Source organism: Candidatus Krumholzibacteriia bacterium, from assembly GCA_035649275.1.
Classification (GTDB): domain Bacteria; phylum Krumholzibacteriota; class Krumholzibacteriia.
On record DASRJW010000083.1, the window covers coordinates 25,784 to 48,790 of the forward strand.

At 67.4% G+C, this 23,007-nt stretch carries 12 protein-coding genes; 8 read left to right on the plus strand and 4 right to left on the minus strand.

Features of this window, described 5'->3' with window-relative positions:
- Nucleotides 1-39: 39 nt before the first annotated feature.
- Both VFE28_08245 and VFE28_08250 read right to left on the minus strand, forming a co-directional pair.
- Nucleotides 40-1,404, minus strand: a complete 1,365-nt coding sequence (locus VFE28_08245) for a GH1 family beta-glucosidase (GenBank protein HZM15976.1) — start codon at nt 1,402-1,404, stop codon at nt 40-42.
- On the minus strand, nt 1,401-5,264 hold the full coding sequence (locus VFE28_08250; GenBank protein HZM15977.1) for a glycosyl transferase: 3,864 nt from the start codon (nt 5,262-5,264) through the stop codon (nt 1,401-1,403). Before VFE28_08250 ends, VFE28_08245 begins: the two co-directional genes overlap by 4 nt.
- A 363-nt stretch (nt 5,265-5,627) precedes the next feature.
- On the opposite strand from VFE28_08250, the gene VFE28_08255 reads away from it, so the two are divergent.
- The 8 genes from VFE28_08255 (at nt 5,628) to VFE28_08290 (ending at nt 21,232) form a co-directional block, all read left to right on the plus strand.
- The gene (locus VFE28_08255) at nt 5,628-6,788 is read left to right on the plus strand and encodes a LacI family DNA-binding transcriptional regulator (GenBank protein ID HZM15978.1); all 1,161 of its coding nucleotides are present in this window, start codon (nt 5,628-5,630) and stop codon (nt 6,786-6,788) included.
- Nucleotides 6,789-6,858: 70 nt separating this feature from the next.
- A complete protein-coding gene (locus VFE28_08260) occupies nt 6,859-8,760 on the plus strand; it encodes a hypothetical protein (protein HZM15979.1) in 1,902 nt (633 codons plus the stop codon).
- Between the two features lie 48 nt (nt 8,761-8,808).
- A complete protein-coding gene (locus VFE28_08265; GenBank protein ID HZM15980.1) occupies nt 8,809-11,523 on the plus strand; it encodes a TonB-dependent receptor in 2,715 nt (904 codons plus the stop codon).
- A 152-nt stretch (nt 11,524-11,675) separates the two neighbouring features.
- Nucleotides 11,676-14,852 carry a hypothetical protein gene (locus VFE28_08270; protein HZM15981.1) on the plus strand — a complete coding sequence of 1,059 codons (3,177 nt, stop codon included), beginning with the start codon at nt 11,676-11,678 and terminating at the stop codon, nt 14,850-14,852.
- A gap of 68 nt (nt 14,853-14,920) precedes the next feature.
- On the plus strand, nt 14,921-15,919 hold the full coding sequence (locus VFE28_08275; protein HZM15982.1) for a PorV/PorQ family protein: 999 nt from the start codon (nt 14,921-14,923) through the stop codon (nt 15,917-15,919).
- Nucleotides 15,920-15,937: 18 nt separating this feature from the next.
- Nucleotides 15,938-17,515, plus strand: coding sequence for a glucoamylase family protein (locus VFE28_08280; GenBank protein HZM15983.1), 1,578 nt, complete (start codon nt 15,938-15,940; stop codon nt 17,513-17,515).
- A gap of 188 nt (nt 17,516-17,703) precedes the next feature.
- Nucleotides 17,704-20,049, plus strand: coding sequence for a T9SS type A sorting domain-containing protein (locus VFE28_08285; protein ID HZM15984.1), 2,346 nt, complete (start codon nt 17,704-17,706; stop codon nt 20,047-20,049).
- Nucleotides 20,050-20,431: 382 nt separating this feature from the next.
- On the plus strand, nt 20,432-21,232 hold the full coding sequence (locus tag VFE28_08290; GenBank protein ID HZM15985.1) for a hypothetical protein: 801 nt from the start codon (nt 20,432-20,434) through the stop codon (nt 21,230-21,232).
- 61 nt (nt 21,233-21,293) lie between these two features.
- Here VFE28_08290 and VFE28_08295 read toward each other — a convergent pair whose 3' ends face one another.
- Complete coding sequence (locus VFE28_08295) at nt 21,294-22,364, minus strand: ABC transporter ATP-binding protein (protein ID HZM15986.1); 1,071 nt, start codon at nt 22,362-22,364, stop codon at nt 21,294-21,296.
- 7 nt (nt 22,365-22,371) lie between these two features.
- Nucleotides 22,372-23,007 (minus strand): ABC transporter permease (locus VFE28_08300; GenBank protein HZM15987.1); only part of this gene is annotated, 636 nt, incomplete at its 5' end.

Sequence of the window (23,007 nt, forward strand, 5' to 3'; positions counted from 1 at the left end):
GAGCTCTTGGCGTTTTCCGGCGAAGGCGAGCACGTATCCTCAGGCGCCGAGGATCGCGCCGCGGGAGCGGATGACGTCCCGGTAGAAGTGGGCGCTCGCCTTGGGTGTGCGTTTCTGCGTCGTGAAGTCGACATGGACGATGCCGAAGCGCTTGGTGAAGCCCCAGGTCCATTCCAGGTTGTCGAGGAGGGACCAGACGAAGTAGCCGCGTAAGTCGACGCCGCGCTGTCGGGCGGCGAGTGCCGCTTGCAGGTGCGTGCGCAGGTATTCCACGCGCAAAGGATCCTCGACGGGCTCACCCGTTGCCACCGCCGGGTCGGGGAAACAGGCGCCGTTCTCGGTGACGTAGAGCGGCACGTCGCCGTAGCGTTCCTTCACCCAGCACAGAGTGCGCGTCAAACTCTCCGGGTGCACCTCCCAGTCGAGGTCGGTGTAGAGAGCATCCGGCTGGCGCACCTTGCTCGCTTGCAGCATGCCTCCTTGCGGGTCGTGCTGCACGACACCTCTCGTGTAGTAATTGATGCCGAGGAAGTCGATGGGTGTGCCGATGAGGTCGAAGTCCCGGGACGGGAACTGCGGCCAGGCTTTCCCGAAGAGACGCCGGTACTCCTCGGGGTAGTGGCCGAAGAAGAGCGCGTCCAAGAACTGCCGGTTCATGTAGGCGTCGTCACGTGTGGCTGCTTCGCAATCTGCGGCCGAGTCGGTGGCGGGATCCTTCGGTTCCAGGTTGACCACGAGGCCGATGCGACCCGTGCCGTCGCTCCGGAACGCCTGCACCGCGGTGCCGTGGGCGCGCAGCAAGTTGTGCGACACCTGCGGCAGGGCATAGCGCTCGCGGCGCCCGGGAGCGTGCACGCCGTGCAAGTAGCCCGCATCGAGCACGACCCACGGCTCGTTGAGCGTGGTCCAGAGCGGCACGCGATCGCCGAGGGCGCGAAAGACGACGTGGGCGTAATCACCGAACCAGCCAGCGCTGTCCGGGTTGAGCCAGCCGCCGCGCTCGTCGAGCGCCGCGGGCATGTCCCAATGGTAGAGGGTGACGCAGGGTTGGATGCCGTGGCCGAGGAGCTCGTCCACGAGACGGCCGTAGAAGTCTAGCCCGGCGGGGTTCACCTTCCCGCGCCCTTCGGGAAGGATGCGAGTCCAGGCGATGCTGCAGCGATAGGCTCGCAGGCCGAGTTCGCGCATGAGCGCCACGTCGTCGCGGAAACGGCGGTAGTGGTCGCAGGCGACGTCGCCCGTGGCGCTGCCGTGCATGCGACCGGGAGTGTGGGCGAAGCGATGCCAGTTGCTCACTCCCGCGCCATCGGCCAGAGGTGAGCCCTCCACCTGGTAGGCCGAGGTCGCTGCGCCCCAGAGGAAATCGGCGGGGAAGAGAGCAGAGGGAGAGGTCGGCGAGCTCACCCGCCACCTCCGTCGCGCTTCCCGAGCACGACCTCGACGCGATGCTCGCCGCCGTCGTGCACGAGAGGCACCCGCATCATGCCGGCGGTGACGGTCGCAGGAGCGCCATCGCACTGCCCCGAGCCGACGCCGAGACCGCGTCGATGCGGATTGCGCGCCATGATGGTGTAGCGCGTCGTCTCTCCGGGCAACTGGTACTGAATGGTGAATTCCGGCCAGTCGTCGGGCACGCAAGGCGCGAGCTCCAGCTGCGTTCCTTCCCGCACCCGGAAGCCGAGGAGCGATTCGAGGATGACCCGGTACATCCAGCCCGAGGAACCCGTATACCAGGTCCAGCCGCCACGCCCGACGTATGGCGCGGCGCCGTAGACGTCGGCCGCCACGACGTAAGGTTCGACGCGGTAGACGGCGACGCTCGCCGCGTCGCGGGCGTGATGCATTGGGCTCAGCATCTCCAGCAGCCGGGCGACGCGATCGTTGCGCCCCAGCTCGGCAAGCGCCCGCACCACCCAGAGCGCCGCGTGGGTGTACTGCCCGCCGTTCTCGCGCACGCCGCGCACATATCCTTTGATATAGCCCGGATCGTGGGTGGTGTGCTCGAAGGGCGGGGACAACAAGCGGATGAGCCCCTCGCGCTCGGAGACGAGCTCCGCTTCCACCGCTTGCAGAGCGCGCGCCGCGCGTTCCCGCGGCGCCGCCCGGGAGAGCACGGCCCAAGCCTGCACGAGCGCGTCGATGCGGCACTCGTCGCTCTCCTTCGAGCCGAGCGGCGTGCCGTCGTCGTAGTAGCCGCGCCGGTACCAGTCGCCGTCCCAACCTGCAGTTTCCAGTGCCGGGCGCAACTCTTCCCGCTGCCGCCGGTAGCGCTGTTCGCGCTCGCCGTCGCCGCGGGCGGCACAGAGAGGTTCGAAAGCCGCCAAGACGGCATGGAGGAAGAAACCCATCCACACACTTTCGCCGCGGCCTTCGCGCCCGACGCGGTTCATGCCGTCGTTCCAGTCCCCAGTGCCGAAAAGCGGCAGCCCGTGCGCCCCGCGCCCGAGGGAGCGATCGATGGCGCGACAGCAATGTTCGTAGAGCGTGCCCGACGAGCTGGCGCGGCGCGGCTCGAGATAGGCTTCGTCCTCACCCTCGGCGAGGGGCCGCGCCTCGAGATAGGGCAGCAGCTCGTCCAGAATCTTCCGGTCCCCAGTGACCTCCACGTAGTGCGCGGTGAGATAGGGGAGCCAGAGGAGGTCGTCCGCGAAGCGGGTGCGGAGGCCGCGGTCGCTCGGCGGGTGCCACCAGTGCAGGACATCGCCTTCGACGAACTGGTGCGCTCCATGCAACAGGATCTGGCGCCGCGTGAGCTCGGGCCAGAGGAGGGCGAGGGACGCTGCATCCTGCAGCTGATCGCGGTAGCCGAAGGCGCCCCCCGACTGGTAGAGCGCCGTCCGTGCCCAGATCCGGCAGGCCAAAGTCTGGTACGGGAGCCAGCCGTTCACCAGCAGATCGAGGGCGCGTGAAGGCGTCGAGATCTGCAGCCGGCCCGTTCCCTCACGCCAGAACGCTTCCACCTCGCGCCGCGCTGCCCTCGCCGCCTCGAGGCTGCCGTACTTGGCCACCAGGCTGCGAGCCTCGTCGCGATCGCGCCCGGCGCCGAAGAGAAAAACGAGCGAGAGGTTTGCCGCGGCGGGCAAGACCACGTGGGCTCGTTGCACGAAACAACGCTCGACCCCGCTGCTGGTGCGGCCATCGAAGGGAGCGGGGCTGCAGAGCGCTGCGGGCCGGGACATCGTTCCGTTCCGCCCCAGGAAGGCGGCGCGGTCGGTGGTCACCTGCGTGCTCGCACCGGCCGTGCTCGCGAAGGCGATGGCGCCGGCGAAATCCGCCGCCGCCACATTGCAGGCGAACAGAGCTCCGCTCTCTGCGTCGACCTCGGTGACGATGGTCGCGTCATCGGCGAACTCGCCCAGGAGCAAGCGCTGGAAGACGGTGAGCGACAAGTGGCGCTCGCGGGCGCTCGCATTTGCCAGCTGGACGACCACGATTTGCACCGGATCGTGGCGCGGCACGCAGATCTCGGTTTCCTGGCGCAGCGCGTGGCTCTCGTGCCGGAAAACGCTGTAGCCGAAGCCATGGCGCACTTCGTAGTCGCCCTCCCCGGGCGCGGGGCCGGGAAGCACGGACCAGAACTCACCCGTGTCCTCGTCGCGGAGGTAGAGGGCCTCGCCGTGCGGATCCAGGAGGGGATCGTTTCCCCAAGGCGTGAGCCGGTGCTCGCGGCTGTTTTCGCTCCAGGTGTGTCGCGCGCCGCTCTCGCTCACGAGGCAGCCGAAGCGTTCGTTGGCGATGATGTTGATCCACGGTTGCGGCGGCAGACCATGGAGCAGTCCGGCTTCACCACGCAGGTGCAGGACGTACTCGCCACCGCCGCGGGCGAAGCCGCCGCAGCCGTTGGCACATTCCAGGGCTTCGCGCCTCGACACCGCCTCGGGATGCGGGCTGACGCGGACCGAGGGTCGTGGGTGGGGCGCGGCAAAGGCGGTGGGCTCGGGTCGCTGCCCTTGGGCGTCGAGCTCAGGCAACATCTCGCGGACGACGAGACGGGCCCGTGCCTCGAGAAGATGCATCTCGTCGGCGGAAAGATCGCCGGTGGCGATGTGCCGGAGCTCACCGACCCAAGGACGAGGGACCCCGGGTGGATCAGCACCACGACGCTCGACGGCTTCGCCGCCGAGAATCACCATGTCGATGTCGAGCCCCAGGTCGCGCCAGACGCCGTGCATGTTGGTGCAAGCGCGCCGCAGAGCCTCGTCCTTCCCGTGCACCACCACGGTGGGACGTTTGTGGAGCAGCCCGAGACGGGCCAGCCCGTCGCGGCTGCCGCGAGCCCGCCGCCGCACTTCGTCAGCGGCCCGAAGCCCTCCATAGAGGACAGCACCGGCGAGGGCATGGGCGTAAGCGCCGGAAGAGGCGTCGAGCCCGTGTCGGGCCAGGCTCGCGCGCGCGGCGCTCTCCGCGCCGCTCAAGAGTTTGTCGACGGCTGCGAGGTTTTCGTGCCTCGCGCCGAGCGACAGGGCTGCTTCCCGGTCCTCGCCGACGCCCAGAACGAAGGCGAGGCCCCGGCTCTCACCGGGAGCAAGACTCACGGTGCAGCGTAAGCTCGCGATCGGATCGAGGACGTTGCCGGTGGTGAGCGAGAGCGCCAGCCCGTCGCGGAGCACGGCGGGGCATGCCACGGAGCCGCCGCGACCGAGGAAGCGGGTGCGATCGGTCTCGTACTCTGTCGCCACAGCGCCGCACAAGCTGTGCACGAGCCACGGGTGGTTTTCGCCGCGGGCACGCGGCCGGCGCCGAGCCAGCAAGGCACCGTGCTCTGCGACGTACTCCGTTTGCACGAAGAGCTTGGAGAACGCCGGGTGGGCTGCATGTGCCCGCGCGGTGGCGAGGACGACCTCGACATAGCTGGTGAGCTCGACGCGGCAGGACTCGCGCCCGCGGTTGGTGAGCTCGAGCCGCCGCACCTCGAGTGCCGCGTCGGCGGCGACAGCGACGTCGAGGCGGGCGAGCAGACCGTTGTCCTCGCGGTCCAGGCGAAAGCGGCCCGGCACCCAGCTCGCCTCGTAACGCTCGGCGGGCCAGCGGACGGGTTGATGTCCCAGGGAGCGGAACTCGCCGCTCTCCGGACTCCGCAGGTAGAGGAAGAATCCGTCCGCGTCCTCGACGGGATCGCCGGCCCAGTGGCTGAGGGCGTGTTCGCCGTACCAGGAGCCGCCGCTGCCGGCGGCGGTGATGGCCACATGGTAGACGCCATTGGAGAGGAAACGCGTGGCCGGGGCAGGGCCTGCATGCGGATCGAGCGCCGGTGCTCGCACCACGACACCCATCCTTCTCTTCCTTCCGCGAGCGGCGATCGGCCGGCTCGCAGCGCGCACGACCGTAGCCCGTCCCAGTCAGCCGATGCAGGAGGTCTGCTGACGCTAACACCAAACGCGCGCCAAGACACTGCCGCGCTCCACCTCCGGGCCGGCCCCGAGGCCCGCGCTCGGGAAAAACCGGATGGGTGGAACGGTGGCGCCGCAGACTCGCATGCACTGTAATGGGGCCAGACGCGGAGCGGAAGCGTTTCGCACTTGACGCCGCGGCCCGAATCGTGTAACCGTTTACACGCTCGCCAGCGTTTGCCGCCCCCGCGACGGCCCTCGTCCCGAGGGTGGCGTCAGCGGCCAACCACGGAGTCGATGTTGGCGACGATCCGGGATGTCGCGCGTCTCGCCGGGGTGTCCATCGCCACCGTGTCGCGGGTGTTCAATGGCAGCCCGCGGGTGAGTCAGGAAAGCGCCCGGCGCGTCCGGGCCGCAGCCACCCGGCTCGACTACTGGCCGAACAGCGGCGCCCGCAGCCTCACCACCAACCGCACCCACGCCCTCGGCGTCCTCCTGCCCGACCTCTTCGGCGAGTTTTTCTCCGAGGTCATCCGCGGCATCGATCATGCCGCCCGGGCCGAGAAGCTGCAGATCCTCGTCTCCAGCTCGCACGCCGATACGGAAGAACTGGTGGCGGCGGCACGCGCCATGCGCGGGCGCATCGACGGCCTCATCGCCATGGTTCCCGACAACGGCTCGGGCAACGAGCTGCAGCAGATCGTGCGCCGCTTTCCCTTGGTGTTGCTCAACCCGCGTTCCCGGATTCCCGGCTGCAGCACCGTCTCCATCGCCAATCTCGGTGGTGCCCGCGCCGTGGTGCGGCATCTGCTCGCCCTCGGCCGGCTGCGGATTGCCACCATCCGGGGCCCGCGCGGCAACGTGGACGCCGAACAGCGGCTGCGCGGTTACCGGGACGCCCTGCGCGCCGCGAGCATCGCTCCGGAGGCACGGCTTGAACTGCAAGGCGACTTCACCGAGCGTTCGGGCTACGAGTGCGGCCGGGAACTGCTGCGACTGCGCCCCCGACCCACCGCGGTCTTCGCCGCCAACGATTACATGGCCATCGGCCTGCTGCGGGCGCTCCGCGACGCGGGCGTCGAGGTGCCGCGAGAGATCTCCGTCGTCGGCTTCGACGACATCGCCTTCGCCTTGTACCTGGATCCGCCACTCACCACGGTGCATGTGGACGCCTACGCCTTGGGGGAGCGAGCCACGCGCTCCCTGGTGCATTTCATGCGCGCGCCGCGCCCGTCCCGCTGTACCCATTTCGTCCTCCCCACGGCGCTCTCGGTGCGCGCTTCCTGCGGCGCCGAGACTTCGGGCGCCGCTGCGGCGGGCCCGGCCCGGCGCCGGCGCCTGCCCGAGGGCACCGACCGGGGGGGAACGGGGCGCGAAGGCGGCGGACGCGGGCGCGGCGAAAGCAGGATGCTTGCGGACATCGCGACCGCGCCGCGACGCGGTGCGCGAGGAGGTTGATCGTGGGCGCGGTCACCGCGCCTGCACGGAGTTTCTTGGATTCACCCTATTCTGTGAGGAGGCGCCAGCCATGACCGTCGCAAGAGCATGTTCGTTGTTTCTCGTCGCGACGCTCCTCGTCGCGACCACCGCTCTCGCCCAGGCGCCGCGCAAGGACGTCATCTGGGCCAAGCGGTCGCAAGCCGCCATCGTTTTGAACGGCATTCTCAGCGAGCCCGCCTGGGCCCTGGCCGAATCGGTGACGGTCCAGATGGCCATGGATGCCGGCATCCCCGGGAGCGGCTGGAAGTACGAAGGCGGTATCCTGCCCATCGATCCGACCAACGCCACGCTCAAGTTCCTCGTCGTCGGTAACCAGCTCTACCTGGGCGCCATCATCCGCGACCATTCCATCGGCGGCTCGATCGACTTCAACCGCTTCGACGGTTTGCTGATGGGGCTCATGGATCACTCCAGCACGGGAGCACCCAAACCGGTAGCGGAGTACTTCTACTCCTGGTGGTACCCCGTCGAGTCCGGGATCCCCAACCCGCAGCCGCCGGGTTACCAGCCAGGCTTCATCGGCCGCTGGTCCACCTTCCCGCCGGGGACGCCGCGCACCGCGGAGCAGATCGCCAACTGGGACGCCGTGACGGTGGTGCAGGGGCAGTCGAACAACGACGCCACCCAGGACACGCGCTACGTCGTGGAAATGCGATTCAATCTCACGCCCATGGGCTATGACGTCACCCAGCCCGAGGGCGACATCATCGAATGGAACGTTTCCATCTACGATTGCGACTGGTTGTGGCCGCTCAACGTGAACCAGCTCTCCTACAACCGTGTATGGTGGCAGGGGCCGTGGGGGAACGTCAGCTGGTACGATCAGGTGCACATTTACGCCCGGCCCGACGTCACGGTGGAATCCCCCAACCCGTTGCCGAAGATCCGTCCCGAGCTCAACCTCCCGAACGGCGCCGCCTTCGCTGCTCCCACCATCAACGGCACGCTCACCGAACCGGTGTGGAGCAATCTCGCCTACACCTTCAATATCCGCTACGGCGACGACGCCCTGCGCCAGACCTACCCGGGCGTGGGCCCGCATCGCGCCGGTCAGTACCAGCCGCCGGTGAACGGCGGCCTGGCCGCGATCCTCGACCCCGCGGACGCCACGGTGAAGGTTTTCTTCCGCGGCGATCTCTTGTACTTGGGATTCGATGTGCGCGATCAAGTGGTGCAGTACCACCCCAACTTCGATCGCTGGGACGGCTTCCTGGTGTCGCTCAACGAGAAGGTCATGCGCGGTCCGGACAACAATCTCTTGGGGCGCAGGCTGTCGTTCCAGGTGGCAGCGAACGGCACGGCGTTGCCGCAGGACTACTTGTCTTCGCTGGTCCTCGCTGGAGATGCCGCGATCTCCCTCGCCCTCAAGCCCGGGACCACCGTCGACAGCCTGGGAACGTCGGCGGATACCGGATACACCGCGGAGATGTGGGTCGACCTGACTGCTCTCGGCTATCCGGTGGGCCTCGGCGACGGCACGCTCTGGCTCGGCGTCAACAACCTGGACGGCGATTCGTTCCTGCCCATCACCGACAGCTATGGCACGCGCACCTGGTGGTTCCGTGAGTACGAGAACATGTGCTGCCCTGTGTGGGCCTACATGGCGCCGACCCCGCCCACCGATGCGCCCGTGGACCTGCCGGCGATCGACGCCTCCTTCCTCCTAGGCAGCGTGCCGAACCCGGGGCGGCGTCCCGCGATCCGCTACTCTCTGGCGCGCCCGAGCGACGTCGTGCTGGAAATCTTCGACGTCGCCGGCAGGCTGGTGGAGCGCCGGCCGCTCGGGCTGCAAGAGGCGGGGCTGGGTAGCGCCACTTTCGGCGGCAAGGATCAGGCCGCCGGGGTGTATGTCTACCGGCTCCACGTCCACGATCCCGTCACCGGTGCGGAGCGCAAGTCGCTTTCGGGCCGGCTCGTGGTCGTGAAGTGAGGCTCGGGACGCAACCCGAGCCACGACAGCGCAGGAGGCGACGCGTTCGTGCAGCTGCTGAGCACGATCCGCCGGCGGACCGCATGGGCTGGGGCGCTGGCGGTGCTCGCTGGTTCGGTGCAGCCCGGACGCGCGGGGACGACGGGGAAGATCTCCGGCGAGCTGCTGGATGCAGAGAAGCGCCCGGTGATCGCGGCGACGGTGGTGGTGACGGGCACGCCCTTCGGGGCCTTCACCAACGAGAAGGGGCAGTACAACATCCTCAACGTCCCGGCGGGGACCTACGAAGTGCAGATCAGTCGCATCGGCTTCAAGGCCGTGGTCGTCCACGATGTCGTGGTTTCGGCGGATCAGACGGCCCACCTGGATGCCACTCTCGAAGAGGCCGCCATCTCCACGGAAACCGTGGTGGTCCGGGCGACGCGGCCGCCGGTGGACATCCATCTGACCAGCAGCCTGGCGACGCTGCAGAGCGAAGAGATCGACAAGCTGCCGGTGCAGGAGCTGCAGGACGTGGTGAATCTGCAGGCAGGTGTGGTCGGCGGGCACTTCCGCGGCGGCCGCCAAGGGGAGGTGCAGTACCAGGTCGACGGCGTGACGATGAACAACGCCTTCGACAACTCCGCCAGCCTGAAAGTGGACCGCTCGCTCCTCCAGGAGGTGCAGGTCATCAGCGGCACGTTCGATGCGGAGTACGGCCAGGCCATGAGCGGCGTCGTCAACGCCGTCCTCAAGGACGGCACGCCGAAGTTTCAAGCCCTCACCGAGCTCTACGGCGGCGGCTTCTTCTTCCCCGGCCGGGAAGAGGAGCGGCTCGGCATCGCCAAGAAAGACTGGCCGCCGGTCACCCTCGGCCTGGACACGGTCCAGCCCACCGCCGTCGGTAGCTTCACCCTCACCTTGAGCGGTCCCGTGGGCCTGCCGCAGACGCTCTTCCTCGTCAACGCCCGGCGCTACAGCTTCAACGATTACGTTCGCGCCGAGCGCATCGTCGTCCCGGTCCCGACCCTCGTCATCTTACCCGACTCGGTGACGCGCTTCCTCGTACCCACCCTCGGCGATAGCGCAACGAGCCCCCTCGGCTTCACCGACGAGTGGTCCGGCGCGGTGAAGGTCAGCAACAGCTCCTTCGAGCGGCTCAAGCTGAGCTACCAGGCTCTGGTGAACGATCTCGAGGCCCGGCGCACCGACTATTCCTATCGCGCCAACCCGGACGGCATGGCGACGCAGACGACGTTCTCCGTGGCCCACGGTCTCGACCTCACCCGCACCTTCGGCAAGGCCAGCTACCTGGACCTGAGCTTGCGACAGAACTATTTCGACTACATCGACCGTAAGTACGCGGACATCTTCGACCGGCGCTACGACGCGGCGCAGCCGGCGCACGAGCTCGCCGGCCTTCCCGGCGTCAAGGTTTGGGGCGTGGACGTGACGCGCTACCAGCAGAAGACGAACACCTTCCTCTTCAAGACCAGCCTCGTCACCCAGCTCACGCCGGTGCAGCTGTTCAAGGCCGGGCTGGAGATGCAATGGCCGAAGGTGCAGTTCGGCAACCAGGGGACCCTGGTCTTCACCGAGGGCCCGACCGGGCAGACCTTGCAGCGCTACCTGGATGCGCCGCCCGACTATCCGGGAGTGCAGACCTACTGGCCGATCATCGGCGGCCTGTACGTGCACGACCAGCTGGAGTGGAAAGATCTGGCGCTCCGCCTCGGCGCCCGGCTCGACTACTTCGATGCCAACTCTTACTTGCCGAGTGATCTGTCGAACCCGGCCAACGCCATCGCCGGGGCGCCGCTCTCGGTGCCCGTGCCCACCAACGCCAAGGCTTTCTTCTCCCCCAGGCTCGGCGTCGCCTACCCGATCACGGAAAGCGCCGGGATCCACTTCGCCTACGGTCACTTCGTGCAGTTCCCCACCATCCGCGACATCTTCACCAACGCGGACTACTCTTTCCTGGCGCGCCTGCAGGCCACGACCTCGTCCTTCGCGCGGGTGATGGGGAACCCCGACGTCGAACCGGAGGAATCCGTGCAGTACGAGTTCGGCTACAAGCAGGCGCTGACGCAGAACTTCGGGTTCGAAGTGAGCCTCTACTACAAGGACATCCGCAACCTGCTCGGCACGGAGTTCATCGACACCTACAACGACGCCACCTACGCGCGCCTGACCAACGTGGACTTCGGCAGCGTGAGCGGCGTCATCGTGGCGCTCGACCACCACCGGCTGGGTCCGGTGAGCGCCTCCTTGGACTACACCTGGCAGCGGGCCCAGGGGAACTCCAGCGATCCGAAAGAGACCGCCGCCCGTGCCCAAGCCGGGGACGATCCGAGACCGCGGGTGATCCCATTCGACTGGGACCAGCGCCACACCCTGAACGTGACGCTGGCCATCGCCAAGCCCGAGGTGTACTCGGCGAGCACCGTGGTGCGCGCCGTGAGCGGCCAGCCGTACACGCCCGAGATCTCCCAGGGTGGCTTCGGCTTCGGCCTGGCGGAGAACTCCGGGCGCCGGCCCTCGGGGATCGTCGTCGACCTGCGTGGCGAGTTCCTCCGCGGCTGGTTGGGACAGCGTTGGAGCTTGTTCGGCCGAGTCTTCAACCTGTTCGACACGCGCTTCTTCAATGGCGATGTCTTCGCCAGCACCGGAAGCCCGTTCTACTCGCGCTTCTCCGATCAGGTGGAGCTGGCGAGCCCGACGCGCTTCTATGCCCCGCGCCGGATCGAACTCGGCTTCAGCCTCGGGCTGGGGCAGGGACGGTGACGGAGATGGGTGGAAGGCAAGGCAGGACGAACCGGCGCCGGCAGCGAGCGCGGCCTCGGCTCGCGCCGCCTCGACGCGCGCTTCTCGCGCTTCTTGCGTTCCTCGCGCTTCTCCTGCTGGCGGCGGCCGCTCCGCTGCCCGCGGCGGCCCAGGTGACCACGCCAGTGCCGGCGGACCAGCGCGGCACGCTCGACGCCGAGCGTTCTGGCTTCCACGATGCCGCCAACATCCGCACCGTCTTCTGGAACTACGGCATGGTGGGGGACTATCCCAGCGACCCGGTGAACGTGGACTTGAGCGTTTTCCACTCCGCCGAGGTGCCCAAAGGCACGGGCATGAACTACAGCGATGGCATCACGCCCTTCGTCCTCGCCAAGGTCCGGCAGCGCAACGGCTTGGACGCCTACATCATGGAGACCGGCTTCCGTGAACGGCAGGGGACCAGCCCTTACTTCAACCGGGTGATGCGCTTCGAGCCGCGGCCGGGATACTTCCAGGCCGACCCCTTGCGCAACCCGGCGCGCTCGCCGGCCATCAGCAGCGATCGCCGCACCTGGCCCGATGCGTGGCCCGACAAGCCTCCGGACTGGTCCGGCAGCTGGAACGGCTACTTCGGCAAGCGCCCGGCGGCGGACCAGGAGAGCTTCATGGTCATGGACGACCAGTTCTACGATGCCTGGGACTACTACCCCGACGACCGTGACCAGACCCGCCGGGGTCTGGGGTTGCGCATCGAGGTACGCGGCTTCCAATGGGCCAACCCCCAGGCCGGCAACGTCATCTTCTGGCACTACGACATCACCAACGAGAGCACCACGGATTACAACGACAACGTCATCTTCGGCCTGTACATGGACTCCGGCGTCGGCGGCTCGGCGCTCTCCTGCGACGGCATCTACGAGTCCGACGACGACAACGCCTACTTCGATCGCACCTTCGACGAGGAAGTCATCAACCTGGTCTACACCTGGGATCGCTTCGGCCACGGTCGCGATCAGGCGGGGCCGTGCGGGCGCACCGGCTACCTGGGCTACGCCTACCTGGAGACGCCGGGCAACTCCTTCGATGGCATCGACAACGACGAGGACGGCATCACCGACGAGCGGCGCGATGGTGGCGTCGGCGAGCTCATCGTGGGCCAGGACGCGATAGCCGCCTATGTGGACACCCACTACGATCGGGCCCGCTTCGAAAACAAGTACGGCCCGCTGGCCGATCGCGCCGGTTACCGCAGCGGCAGCTGGTGGACCGGCGACGAGGACATGGACTGGAACGTGGAGCTGCACGATGTCGGCGCCGACGGCCTGCCCGAGACCGGCGACGAGGGCGAGGGCGACGGCCAGCCCACCCTCGGGGAGCCGAGCTTCGACCGCACGGACCTCAACGAATCCGATCAGATCGGTCTCACCGGCTTCAAGATCAACCGCATCAAGGCCGGCCAGGGGAATCCCAACCAGGAAGTGGACGGCATCGTCTTCTACACCGACCCCAACAACTGGCCGCAGCGTTTGTACGAGAAGTTCACCAGCCCGGATCCAGCGGTGCGTTTCGATCCGCCCCTGGCTGCCAACTACAACATCGGCTTCCTCTTCGCTTCGGGGCCCTTCCAGCTCCGGGCCGGCAAGACCGAGCGCTTCAGCCTCGCTCTCGCCTACGGCGGCGATCTCAACGAGCTGCGGCGCACGGTCAACACGGTGCAGCAGATCTACGATGCCAACTACCAGTTCGCCGTGCCGCCGAAGCTCCCGACCCTCACCGCCGAGGCCGGCGATGGCTATGTCCGCCTCGCTTGGGACGACGTGGCCGAACGCGGCGCCGACCCGGTGACCGGGGAGTTCGACTTCGAGGGCTACCGCGTCTATCGATCCACCGACCCGGCCTTCCGCGACGTCAAGGTGATCACCACCGGGACAGGCTCCGGCCCCATCGGCAACGGCCGCCCGAGCGCGCAGTTCGATCTGGTCAACGGCATCCACGGCTTCTCGGAGCTGACCGTGGAGGGCGTGGCTTACTACCTGGGCAACGACACTGGGCTCACCCACACCTGGAAGGACTCCACCGTCGTCAACGGCCAACGCTACTTCTACGCCCTCACCGCCTACGACCACGGCTCGGAGAAGTTCAACTTCTATCCCTCGGAGAACGCCATCACCGTCTCGGAGACGCCCCGCGGCGGCACGATCTTGCCGTCCAACGTGGTAGAGGTGCGCCCCGAGCCCCGCGTGCGCGGCTACGTGGCTGCATCCATCCAAGGACTGGTCCACGCGAGCGGCGGCGGCGCCGGGATGGTGCAGGTCGAGGTGCTCAACTCCAGCCTGGTGCGCGAGGGTCACCTCTTCGAGATCGCCTTCGCCAGCGGCGAGGACAGCGTCCGCGCCGATTCCTACGCCCTCGTCGACAAGAACGCCGACCAGGTGCTCTTCGAGCACGGCCGGGATCTGGAGGGCACAGGCAATGGTCCCGCCGCGGCCGGCCTGCTCCCGGTGATCGAGACGCAAGAGACCGTGGAGGTGGACGAACCCCGCACCGGCTTCGCCGACGGCAGCCCCACCAACGCTCTGCTCCTCGTCGAGTACCAGACCGTGCAGCCGATCAACCTGCGGCGGCCTGGGTTCCCCGACGACCTGACGATCACCTTCGCCGACGTCGTGCTCGACACCGGCTTGGCGGTGTTCCCCATTCCGGCCCGGCCGGCCAAGTTCGAGATCGTGGCGCACACCGCGGCGGGCGACCAGCGCATGGATTTCCGTTTTCGCGATCTCGACGCCGATGGCACCTTGAGCCGCACCGACGAATTCTTGGACGTCGTCACCTACACTCGCTCGGCACCCACGACACCCCAGGTGACCTGGAGGTTCCAGCTGGCGGGCACGCAGACGAGCGACGGGGCCCCGCTCCGGCCGCCGCGGCAGGGGGATGTGTTCGACCTGCGGCTCACCAAACCCTTTGGTTACGAGGACCGCTTCACCTTTACCGGCAAGGCAGAGTCCGTCGATGCGGTGGCGGCGAGCGCGGCGCCGGACCGGCCCTACGTGGTGCCGAATCCCTACGTGGCTTCGGCCAGCTTCGAGCCGGAGCGCTTCAACATCGCCGGCCGCGGCGAGCGGCGGCTCGAGTTCCGCAACCTGCCGCAATACTGCACCATCCGGATCTTCAACCTGCGTGGCGAGCTGGTGCAGACGCTGGCGCACGACGGCTCCACGGCGGGGGTGGTGGCCTGGAACCTGAGGACCAAGGACAACTTGGACGTGGCTCCCGGTCTCTACATATTCCATGTGGAGGCGGGAGCGGTGGAATCGAGTATCGGCAAGTTCGCGGTCATCAAATGAGGGTGAGGGGACGAAGACGTGGAAGGCGACGCGAGCATGAGCGCAAGGAGCAGGCGATGAGGCGCGAGATGACAGCCGCATGCCTGGTGATGGCGCTGTTCTCGGCCCAGGCGGCGGCGCAGACGAAGGTGGGGACGACCATCGCGCAGTTCGTCGCCATCGAGCCCAGCGCCCGCATCGCCGCCATGGGCAACGCCGGCGCCGCCGTCGCCGAGGGCATCCAGGCCGTCTACTACAACCCGGCGGCGCTGGGTTCCCTGGAACGCACGACCTTTCAATTCAGCCACGGCATCTGGTTCGCCGACATCCGTCACGAGTATGCCGCCGCCGCCATCGCCCTCGGCGACTGGGGCAACACCTTCGTCAGCGTCACGTCGCTCAACTCCGGGGACATCGAGGTGCGCACCGTGACGCAACCACTCGGCACCGGAGAGCTCTACAGTGTGCGGGACGTGGCGCTGAGCGTCGGCTACGGGCGGCAGGTGACGCCCCGCTTCGCCGCCGGGGCGCAGTTCAACTACATGAGCGAGACGATCTGGAACAGCACCCTGGATGCTTTCAGCTTCAGCTTCGGCACCGTGTACCGCATCACCGGCTCCGGCCTCACTTTGGGTGCGAGCGTCCTCCACTTCGGCACCAAGAGCGGTTTCGACGGCCGCGACCTGGTGATCCAGTACGACGCCGATCCGACGCGCTACGGCGACAACAGCGCCCTGCCGGCGGCGCAGGCCACCGACGAGTTCCCCGTGCCGGCGCAGTTCCGCATCGGTCTCAGCTATCCCCGGCGACTCAGCCCCACGAGCAAGCTGTTGCTCAGCATGGACGCCTTCCATCCCAACGACAACACCGAGGGCGTGAGCCTGGGCTGGGAGTGGTCGTGGAAGGAAACTCTGGCGCTGCGCGCCGGCTACCAGACCCTGGGGCAGCAAGACACCGAGCTCGGCCCCACCGCCGGGATCGGCCTGAGCGGTGTCATCGCCTCGCGTCGTTTCGAATTCGATTATGGCTGGGCCTCGCACACGGTCCTGCCGGAAGTGCATCGTTTCACCTTCGTCCTCGGCATGTGAGGACAGGGAGGGAGTACCGTGATCCGTTCCATCTCGATTGGGCTCGCCATCCTCGCCCTGCCTTGGTCCGGCGCTCGGGCGCTGACCACCGAAGCGTTGCTCGACACCTTGCAACACACCGCATTCAACTACTTCTGGAACGAGGCGAACGCGACGAACGGGCTCATCAAGGACCGGAGCACCCTCACCTCGCCGTGCAGCATCGCTTCGCTGGGCTTCGGCCTCTCCGCCATCTGCATCGGCATCGACCACGGCTGGGTGACGCGTGACGCCGGCCGCACCCGCATCCTCACCGCTTTGCAGACCCTGTGGACGCAGCCGCAGAGCAGCGCCGCCAGCGGCACCATCGGTTACCAGGGGCTCTACTACCACTTCCTCGACATGAACACGGCGCTCCGCACCTGGAGCAGCGAGCTCTCCACCATCGACACGGCGCTCCTCTTCGCCGGCATCATCGACGTCAAGCAGTACTTCGATACGGCCGACCCTGGGGATGTGCAGGTGCGCGACCTGGCGGACAACATCTACTACCGCGCCAACTGGGAGTTCATGCGCAACTTCGCTCCGTCCATCTACATGGGCTGGAAACCCGGCACCGGCTTCGGCGGCTTCGGCCAGTGGATCGGCTACAACGAGGCCATGATCCTCTTCATCCTCGCCCTCGGCTCCCCGACCCATCCGGTGCCCGCCAGCACCTGGACCTCCTGGACCGGCGGTTACAACTGGAGCACGCAGTACGGGCAGGACTACGTGATCTTCCCGCCGCTCTTCGGGCACCAGTACAGCCACTGCTGGATCGACTTCCGTACCATCCAAGATGCCTACATGACGAATCGCGGCATCACTTACTTCGAGAACTCCCGCCGGGCGACGCTGGCGCAGCAGGCCTATTGCATCGCCAATCCGCTCGGCCGCGTCGGGTACGGCCAGTATGTGTGGGGGATCACCGCGAGCGACGAACCCGGCGGTTACGCCGCCCACGGGGCGCCGCCGCCGCAGAACGACAATGGCACCATCACTCCCACCGCGGTGGCCGGGTCGCTGCCGTTCGCGCCGGAGATCGTCATCCCCACCCTGCACCATCTGTACGACACCTACGGCGCCCAGCTCTTTTCCACCTACGGGTTCAAGGACGCCTTCAACCTGACGGCGAACTGGTGGGGCACGGACTACGTCGGCATCGACCAGGGGCCGATCATCATCATGATCGAGAACTACCGCACCGGGAACGTCTGGCGCCGCTTCTGGACCAACCCGGACATCCAGCGCGGCCTGCAGCGCGCCGGTTTCCTCACCGCCACCGACGTGGCGCAGATCGGCCCCGCCACTGGCCGGAGGTTCGCCCTCTTGCAGAACGAGCCCAACCCGATGCGGACGGTGGCCACCGTACCCTTCCGGCTCGAGGTGCCGGGGCGGGTCTCCCTGGCGCTGTACGACGTGGCGGGCCGGCGGGTGCGGCAGCTCCTGGAAGGCGCCTGGCCGGCAGGCGAGCATGGTGTACCCCTGGACGCGGCGGGCCTGCCGAACGGTGTCTATTACCTCCGGCTGGAGGTGGACGGCCAGCGACAGGCGAAGGCCTGCCTGGTGCTGCGCTGATTGACCCAACCGGGAGGACGGATCGATTCGAGAGAGGTGAACGGATGTTTCCCAGAGAAAGGTGGTGCTTCGGCTCGTAGTCTGTGGATATTCTGTCCGTTAGTTTGCTGCAACTGGGTTTCGCCGGCGCCTTGTGCGTGCAAGGAGCCGCAAGCGTCTGCACGTACTTCGTACGAGGAGGAACATCTATGAGACGCTTTAACTGGCGTGCCGGGAAGGTCGCCCTTCGGGCGGCGATCGGTCTGGCATGGGGGGCGGCAGTTCTCGGCGGCGTGGCTCAGGCCACACCCGTACCCAACGGGGCGACCATCGAGACCCGCACTTTCAACGATTGTGCTCTCTCGACGGTGGCCACCACCAACAACTACCCGGCCCTCGTCGAGATCAGCGACACCATGGACCCGGCGTGTCTCGGTTTCGCCAACCTGCACAGCTGGAGTTTCTCGGACGATGGCGGCTCCACGGCTGCCGTTTTCAACAACAACTCGGACTACACCTTCGGCGCCGACTTCACCATCAGCGGCCCTGGCGAGGGCGAGGGCGGTTTGCGCATCTCGCCCTGGTACGGGAAGTTCGTGGACGGGCGCATCATGGCCAACGCCACCACCGGCGAGATCGCTTGCTTCGGTGGCGCCCTTCCCTTCTACAGCTTCACCGTCAACCACGGCATCAGCTATATCAAGGGCACGACGATCCGTTTCGAGGTGACCTACCGCGCTCGTGACTTGTTCTCGACCGATCCTGCCTCCATCCAGTACCGGGCGGTCTACAACGGCAACACCTACGACAGCCCGGAGCTGCCCTTCGGCGAACAGAACCCCGACGAGTGCAACCCGAACGGCCTGTGGGGGATGCTGAACGATGGGCGGGTCGGCGGCTACTTCCAGGCCCGGGCGAACACCGGTGCCTTGCTCACCGGCACCTGGGGAAACATCACCTTCCAGGAGCTGACCCCGGTCGGCACACCGGTGGCGAACGCTGCCACGATCGAGACCCGCACCTTCAACGACTGCGCGCTCTCGACCTTGGCCACGACCAACAGCTTCCCGTCCCTGATCGAGATCAGCGACACCATGCATCCGGCGTGCCTGGGCTTCGCCAACCTCCACAGCTGGAGCTTCTCGGACGACGGCGGCACGACGGCTGCCGTGTTCAACAACAACTCGAACTTCGCCTACGGGGCGGACTTCACCATCAGCGGGCCCGGTGAAGGCGAGGGCGGCCTGCGCGTCTCACCGTGGTACGGGAAGTTCGTGGACGGGCGCATCATGGCCAACGCCACCACGGGGGAGATCGCCTGCTTCGGCGGGGCGCTTCCCTTCTACAGCTTCACCGTCAACCATGGGATCACCTATGTCAAAGGCACGACGATCCGCTTCGAGGTGACCTACCGCGCCAACGAGCTGGTGTCGACCGACCCGGCCACGATCCAGTACCGGGCGATCTACGACGGCAACACCTACGACAGCCCGGTGCTGCCCTTCGGCGAGCAGAACCCCGATGAGTGCACCCCGAATGGCATTTGGGGGATGCTCAACGACGGGCGTGTGGGAGGTTACTTCCAGCCGCGGGCGAACACCGGGGCCCTGCTCACCGCCACGTGGGGCAATGTGACCTACTCCACTTGCACTGCGGCGGTCGAGCTCACCTTCAATCCGCAGGTGCTGAACAAGAGCTCCGGGGGTCGCTGGGTCACCGGCTACCTCGAGCCCGCGGGCGACTACGATCTGGGCTCGATCCTGCTCAACGGCACGGTGCCGGTGGCGGCGGGGGCCCCGACTTCGGTCGGCGACTTCGATGCGGACGGGATCCCCGACCTCATGGTGAAGTTCGATCGCGCCGAGGTCACCGCTCTCCTGGAAGTGGGCAACTCCGTTCCGATCACCGTCAGTGGCTTGGTGGGTGGAGAGTGCTTCGAGGCCACCGACATGATCAAGGTCAAGACCGGTCACTTGCCTTCGCCGGCGGCCGGGAGCGTCCTAACCCCCGGCACCCAGGTGGAGGTGGTCTGGGAAGTGGAGCGCCGTTTCCACATCGTGGACCTGCTCGCTTCCTTCGATGGCGGCGCGACCTGGAGCGTCGAGGCGGAAAACCTGGACAACCCGGGCAGTTTGCTCTGGACCGTGCCGTCGGTGGCGACGGAACAGGCGCTGCTCGCGGTGGTCTCGTTGGGGGTGGAGGACGCTTCCGGGCCGACGCTGGAGGCTGAGCTCGGCAGCACCAATCTCTTCAGCATCGCGGGGACGACGGATAGCGGGACGCGGGGCTACGGCTTTGCGCTCCGCGGCATCGCCCCCAACCCGGCGCGGCTCGGCTTCTCGGTCAACTTCAGCTTGCCGAGCTCCGCTGCGGCGAAGCTCGAGGTCTACGACGTGAGGGGCCGGCAGGTGGCTGCCGCACAAGTGGGCCAGCTCGGTCCCGGTCTGCACAGCATGACGTTCGGTCAGGAGAGGAAGTTGCCGGCCGGCGTCTACCTCGTGCGGCTCACCCAGGGCGAGCGCACCGAGACGGCGCAGGCGACCGTCTTGCAGTAGCCGCGTCTCGCGTCGCAGCGATCGCGGCCCAAACTCCGGGGTCCGGTGCGCCGGACCCCGGATTTCTTTCGTGCATTGGGAACTGGCGCGCAATTGCCCCTCGCCGCCAGTGTCACGGCGACCGCGAAGCACCGGAGCCCCCTCGCCAGGTGAGCATTGGGTACAATGTCAGCACGCCCCCCAGGAGCTGGCTTTGCTGTGACGCCGACACGGTGCCGGCTCGACCGCGCCCGCCCCTTGCGTCGGGCAGCAGAGGAGGTAGGGAGTCGAACCTCGTTATCGAGGCGCGCCGCGCCGCGGCGCCAGTCCATCTTCGCACCAGGATTGCAGCCCCTGGTCCTGGGTCACTCATTTCGACGGATTTCCCGAGGAGGACCACGCCATGAGGCGGTCCACGAGAATCGAACTCATCGGCCTCGCGCTGCTGCTGCTCGCGAGCCTCGCGAGTCTGGCGGCCGCAGCGCCGGACCCGAACAGCGCCGTGGTCGTGTCCCGCATCTTCAACGATTGCCCGGGCTCGACCCTCACCATCACCAACGACTACCCGACCTGCATCACCATCGAGGACCGCAACGCCGGCTGCATCGGCTTCGCCAACCTGCACGCCTGGCGTTTTTCCGACAATGGGGCGGATCCCTTGGTGTTCCACAACGGGGACTCCTTCCGTTTCGCCGCCGATCTCAGCCTCAACGGTACGGGGGATGCCGAGGCTGGGTTGCAGATCGCGCCCTGGTGGGGTCAGGCTGACGGCAGATTCAACGTCCGCACCACGGACGGCGAGATCGCTTGCTTCGGGGGCCGGCTGCCCTTCTATTCCTTCACCGCGTCCCACGGCCTCCACTACACCAAGGGGACGCCCATCCACCTGGAGATCGTCTACCGGGCCCACGGGCTGAGCGAGCAGGATCCGGGCACGATCGAGTACAAGGTGACCTACGACAACGTGCAGTACTCGAGCGGCGTCAAGTCGTTCGACATGGGGAACCCGAACGAGGACCCGCCCTATGGCCTCTGGGGGATCCTGAACGAGGCGCGTGTCGGCGGTCACTTCCAGTTCTTCGTCGGTGCCTCCGGTGCCAGCGGTCAGGTCGAGGCCCAGTGGTGCAGCTTCGAGTACGAGTCGCTGACCGTGGGCGTGCAATCGCAAACCTGGAGCACGCTGAAGAACCTCTATCGCGATTGAGCGTGCGGACACGCTCCACGCCGCAACGGCCTTCCTCCGCTCGCGCGGGGGGAGGCCGTTGTCATGGATAGACGCGAATCGAGGTGGCCTTGACCATCGCCCAAAGCGACGCCCCCGGAGCCAGTTGCAATCCGCTGGCCGCTTCGCGAGTGATGTCCGCCACCATCGGTACGCCGGCGTCGAGGGTCACGCGCAGGCGATCGGGGAGACTCGCGCTCTCCTGGACCCGCACCGCGAAGGCGTTCTGGAACGAGCCCACCGGAGGTACGCTGGCGAGGGCGACGTCGGACGGCGCGAAGGCGAGATGGACGGCGCCGGACAGCGCATCGGCGAGCACATGGAAGGCCACGGTTCCTGCCCGCGCTTCCTTGAGGCCCGCACCGGGAGCGAGCTCCGCCTCGTAGACGTTGAGACCGACGAGATCGGCGACGAAAGGCGTGCGCGGATGCGCCAGGAGCTCCTCGCCCGTCCCCACTTGGACGAGACGGCCGCCTTCGATGACCGCGAGCCGGTCGCCGACCACGAAAGCATCGAGCGGATCGTGGGTGACGACGAGCGCCGGCAGCGCCGCGTCCCGCAAGAACCGGCGCAGCTCGGCGCGGACAGTGGCCCGGGTCGTCGCGTCGAGGGACGCAAAGGGTTCATCCAGCAACAGGAGTCGGGCCTCCGACGCCAAGGCGCGGGCGAGCGCGACGCGTTGCCGCTGGCCGCCCGAGAGCTCGAGCACCGGTTGGTCCGCGATCGCGGTGAGGTCGAGACGGGCGAGGCAAGAGGCGATGACTTGCTCCCGTTCTGCCCGCGGGAGCTGCCGGGCCCGCGGCCCATACTCCACGTTGCGACGCACGGATTGGTGCGAGAACAACGCATAGTCTTGGAACACCAGTCCGACACGACGATCCTCTGGCGGGAGGTTCACGCCAGTGTCCGTGTCGAAGAGGACCGTCTCGTGGAGCACGATGCGGCCGCGCTCCGGACTCCGCAGTCCGGCGATGAGATCGAGGCAGGTGGACTTGCCGGAACCGTTCGGCCCCAGGAGAACGAGGGTCTCGTTCCCTCCGACCTCGAGTTCGACATCGAGCGAAAAGGAGCCGAGACGGGCGGCGAGCCGAGCTCTGAGACCCTGCACTACCATGGAATCTTCAGTTGCGAAGCGCACGCCGTGCCCAGTTCTTGGCGAGGATGAGAGCCCCGAGGCCGAGGAAGATCGCCAGCGTCGAGACCGCCAGAGCGGTTTCGAGATCACTTTCCATCGCCGACATGACCGCGAGCGCCAGCGTCTGCGTGCGTCCCGGGAAGTTGCCAGCGAACATCATGGTGGCCCCGAACTCCGAGAGCGCCCGCGCCCAGCAGAGAACGGTGCCGGCGACCAGGGCGGGTCGAGCCAGCGGCAGCGTCACGGTCCAGAAGACATGCCAGGGGCTGGCCCCGAGGGTGCGGGCGGCGGCTTCGAGACGCACCGGAACGCCCTCGAAGCCCGCGCGCGCCGCCTTGACGAAGAAGGGGCTGGCGATGAAGACCTGCGCCATGATGACTGCGGCGGTGCTGAAGGGAAGTTGCAAGCCGAACACCTCGAGGCTGCGCCCGAGCAGCCCGCGACGGCCGAAGGCGAAGAGGAGGGCCACGCCCCCCACGACAGGTGGCACCGTGATCGGCAGATCCACGAGAGTGTCGAGGACCTCGCGGCCCCGGAAGCGGTGGCGGGCCAGGAGAAGGGCCAAGGGAGTACCGGTGAGAACGGTGAAGGCCGTGGCGATGAGCGTGGTCTGGAGCGTGAG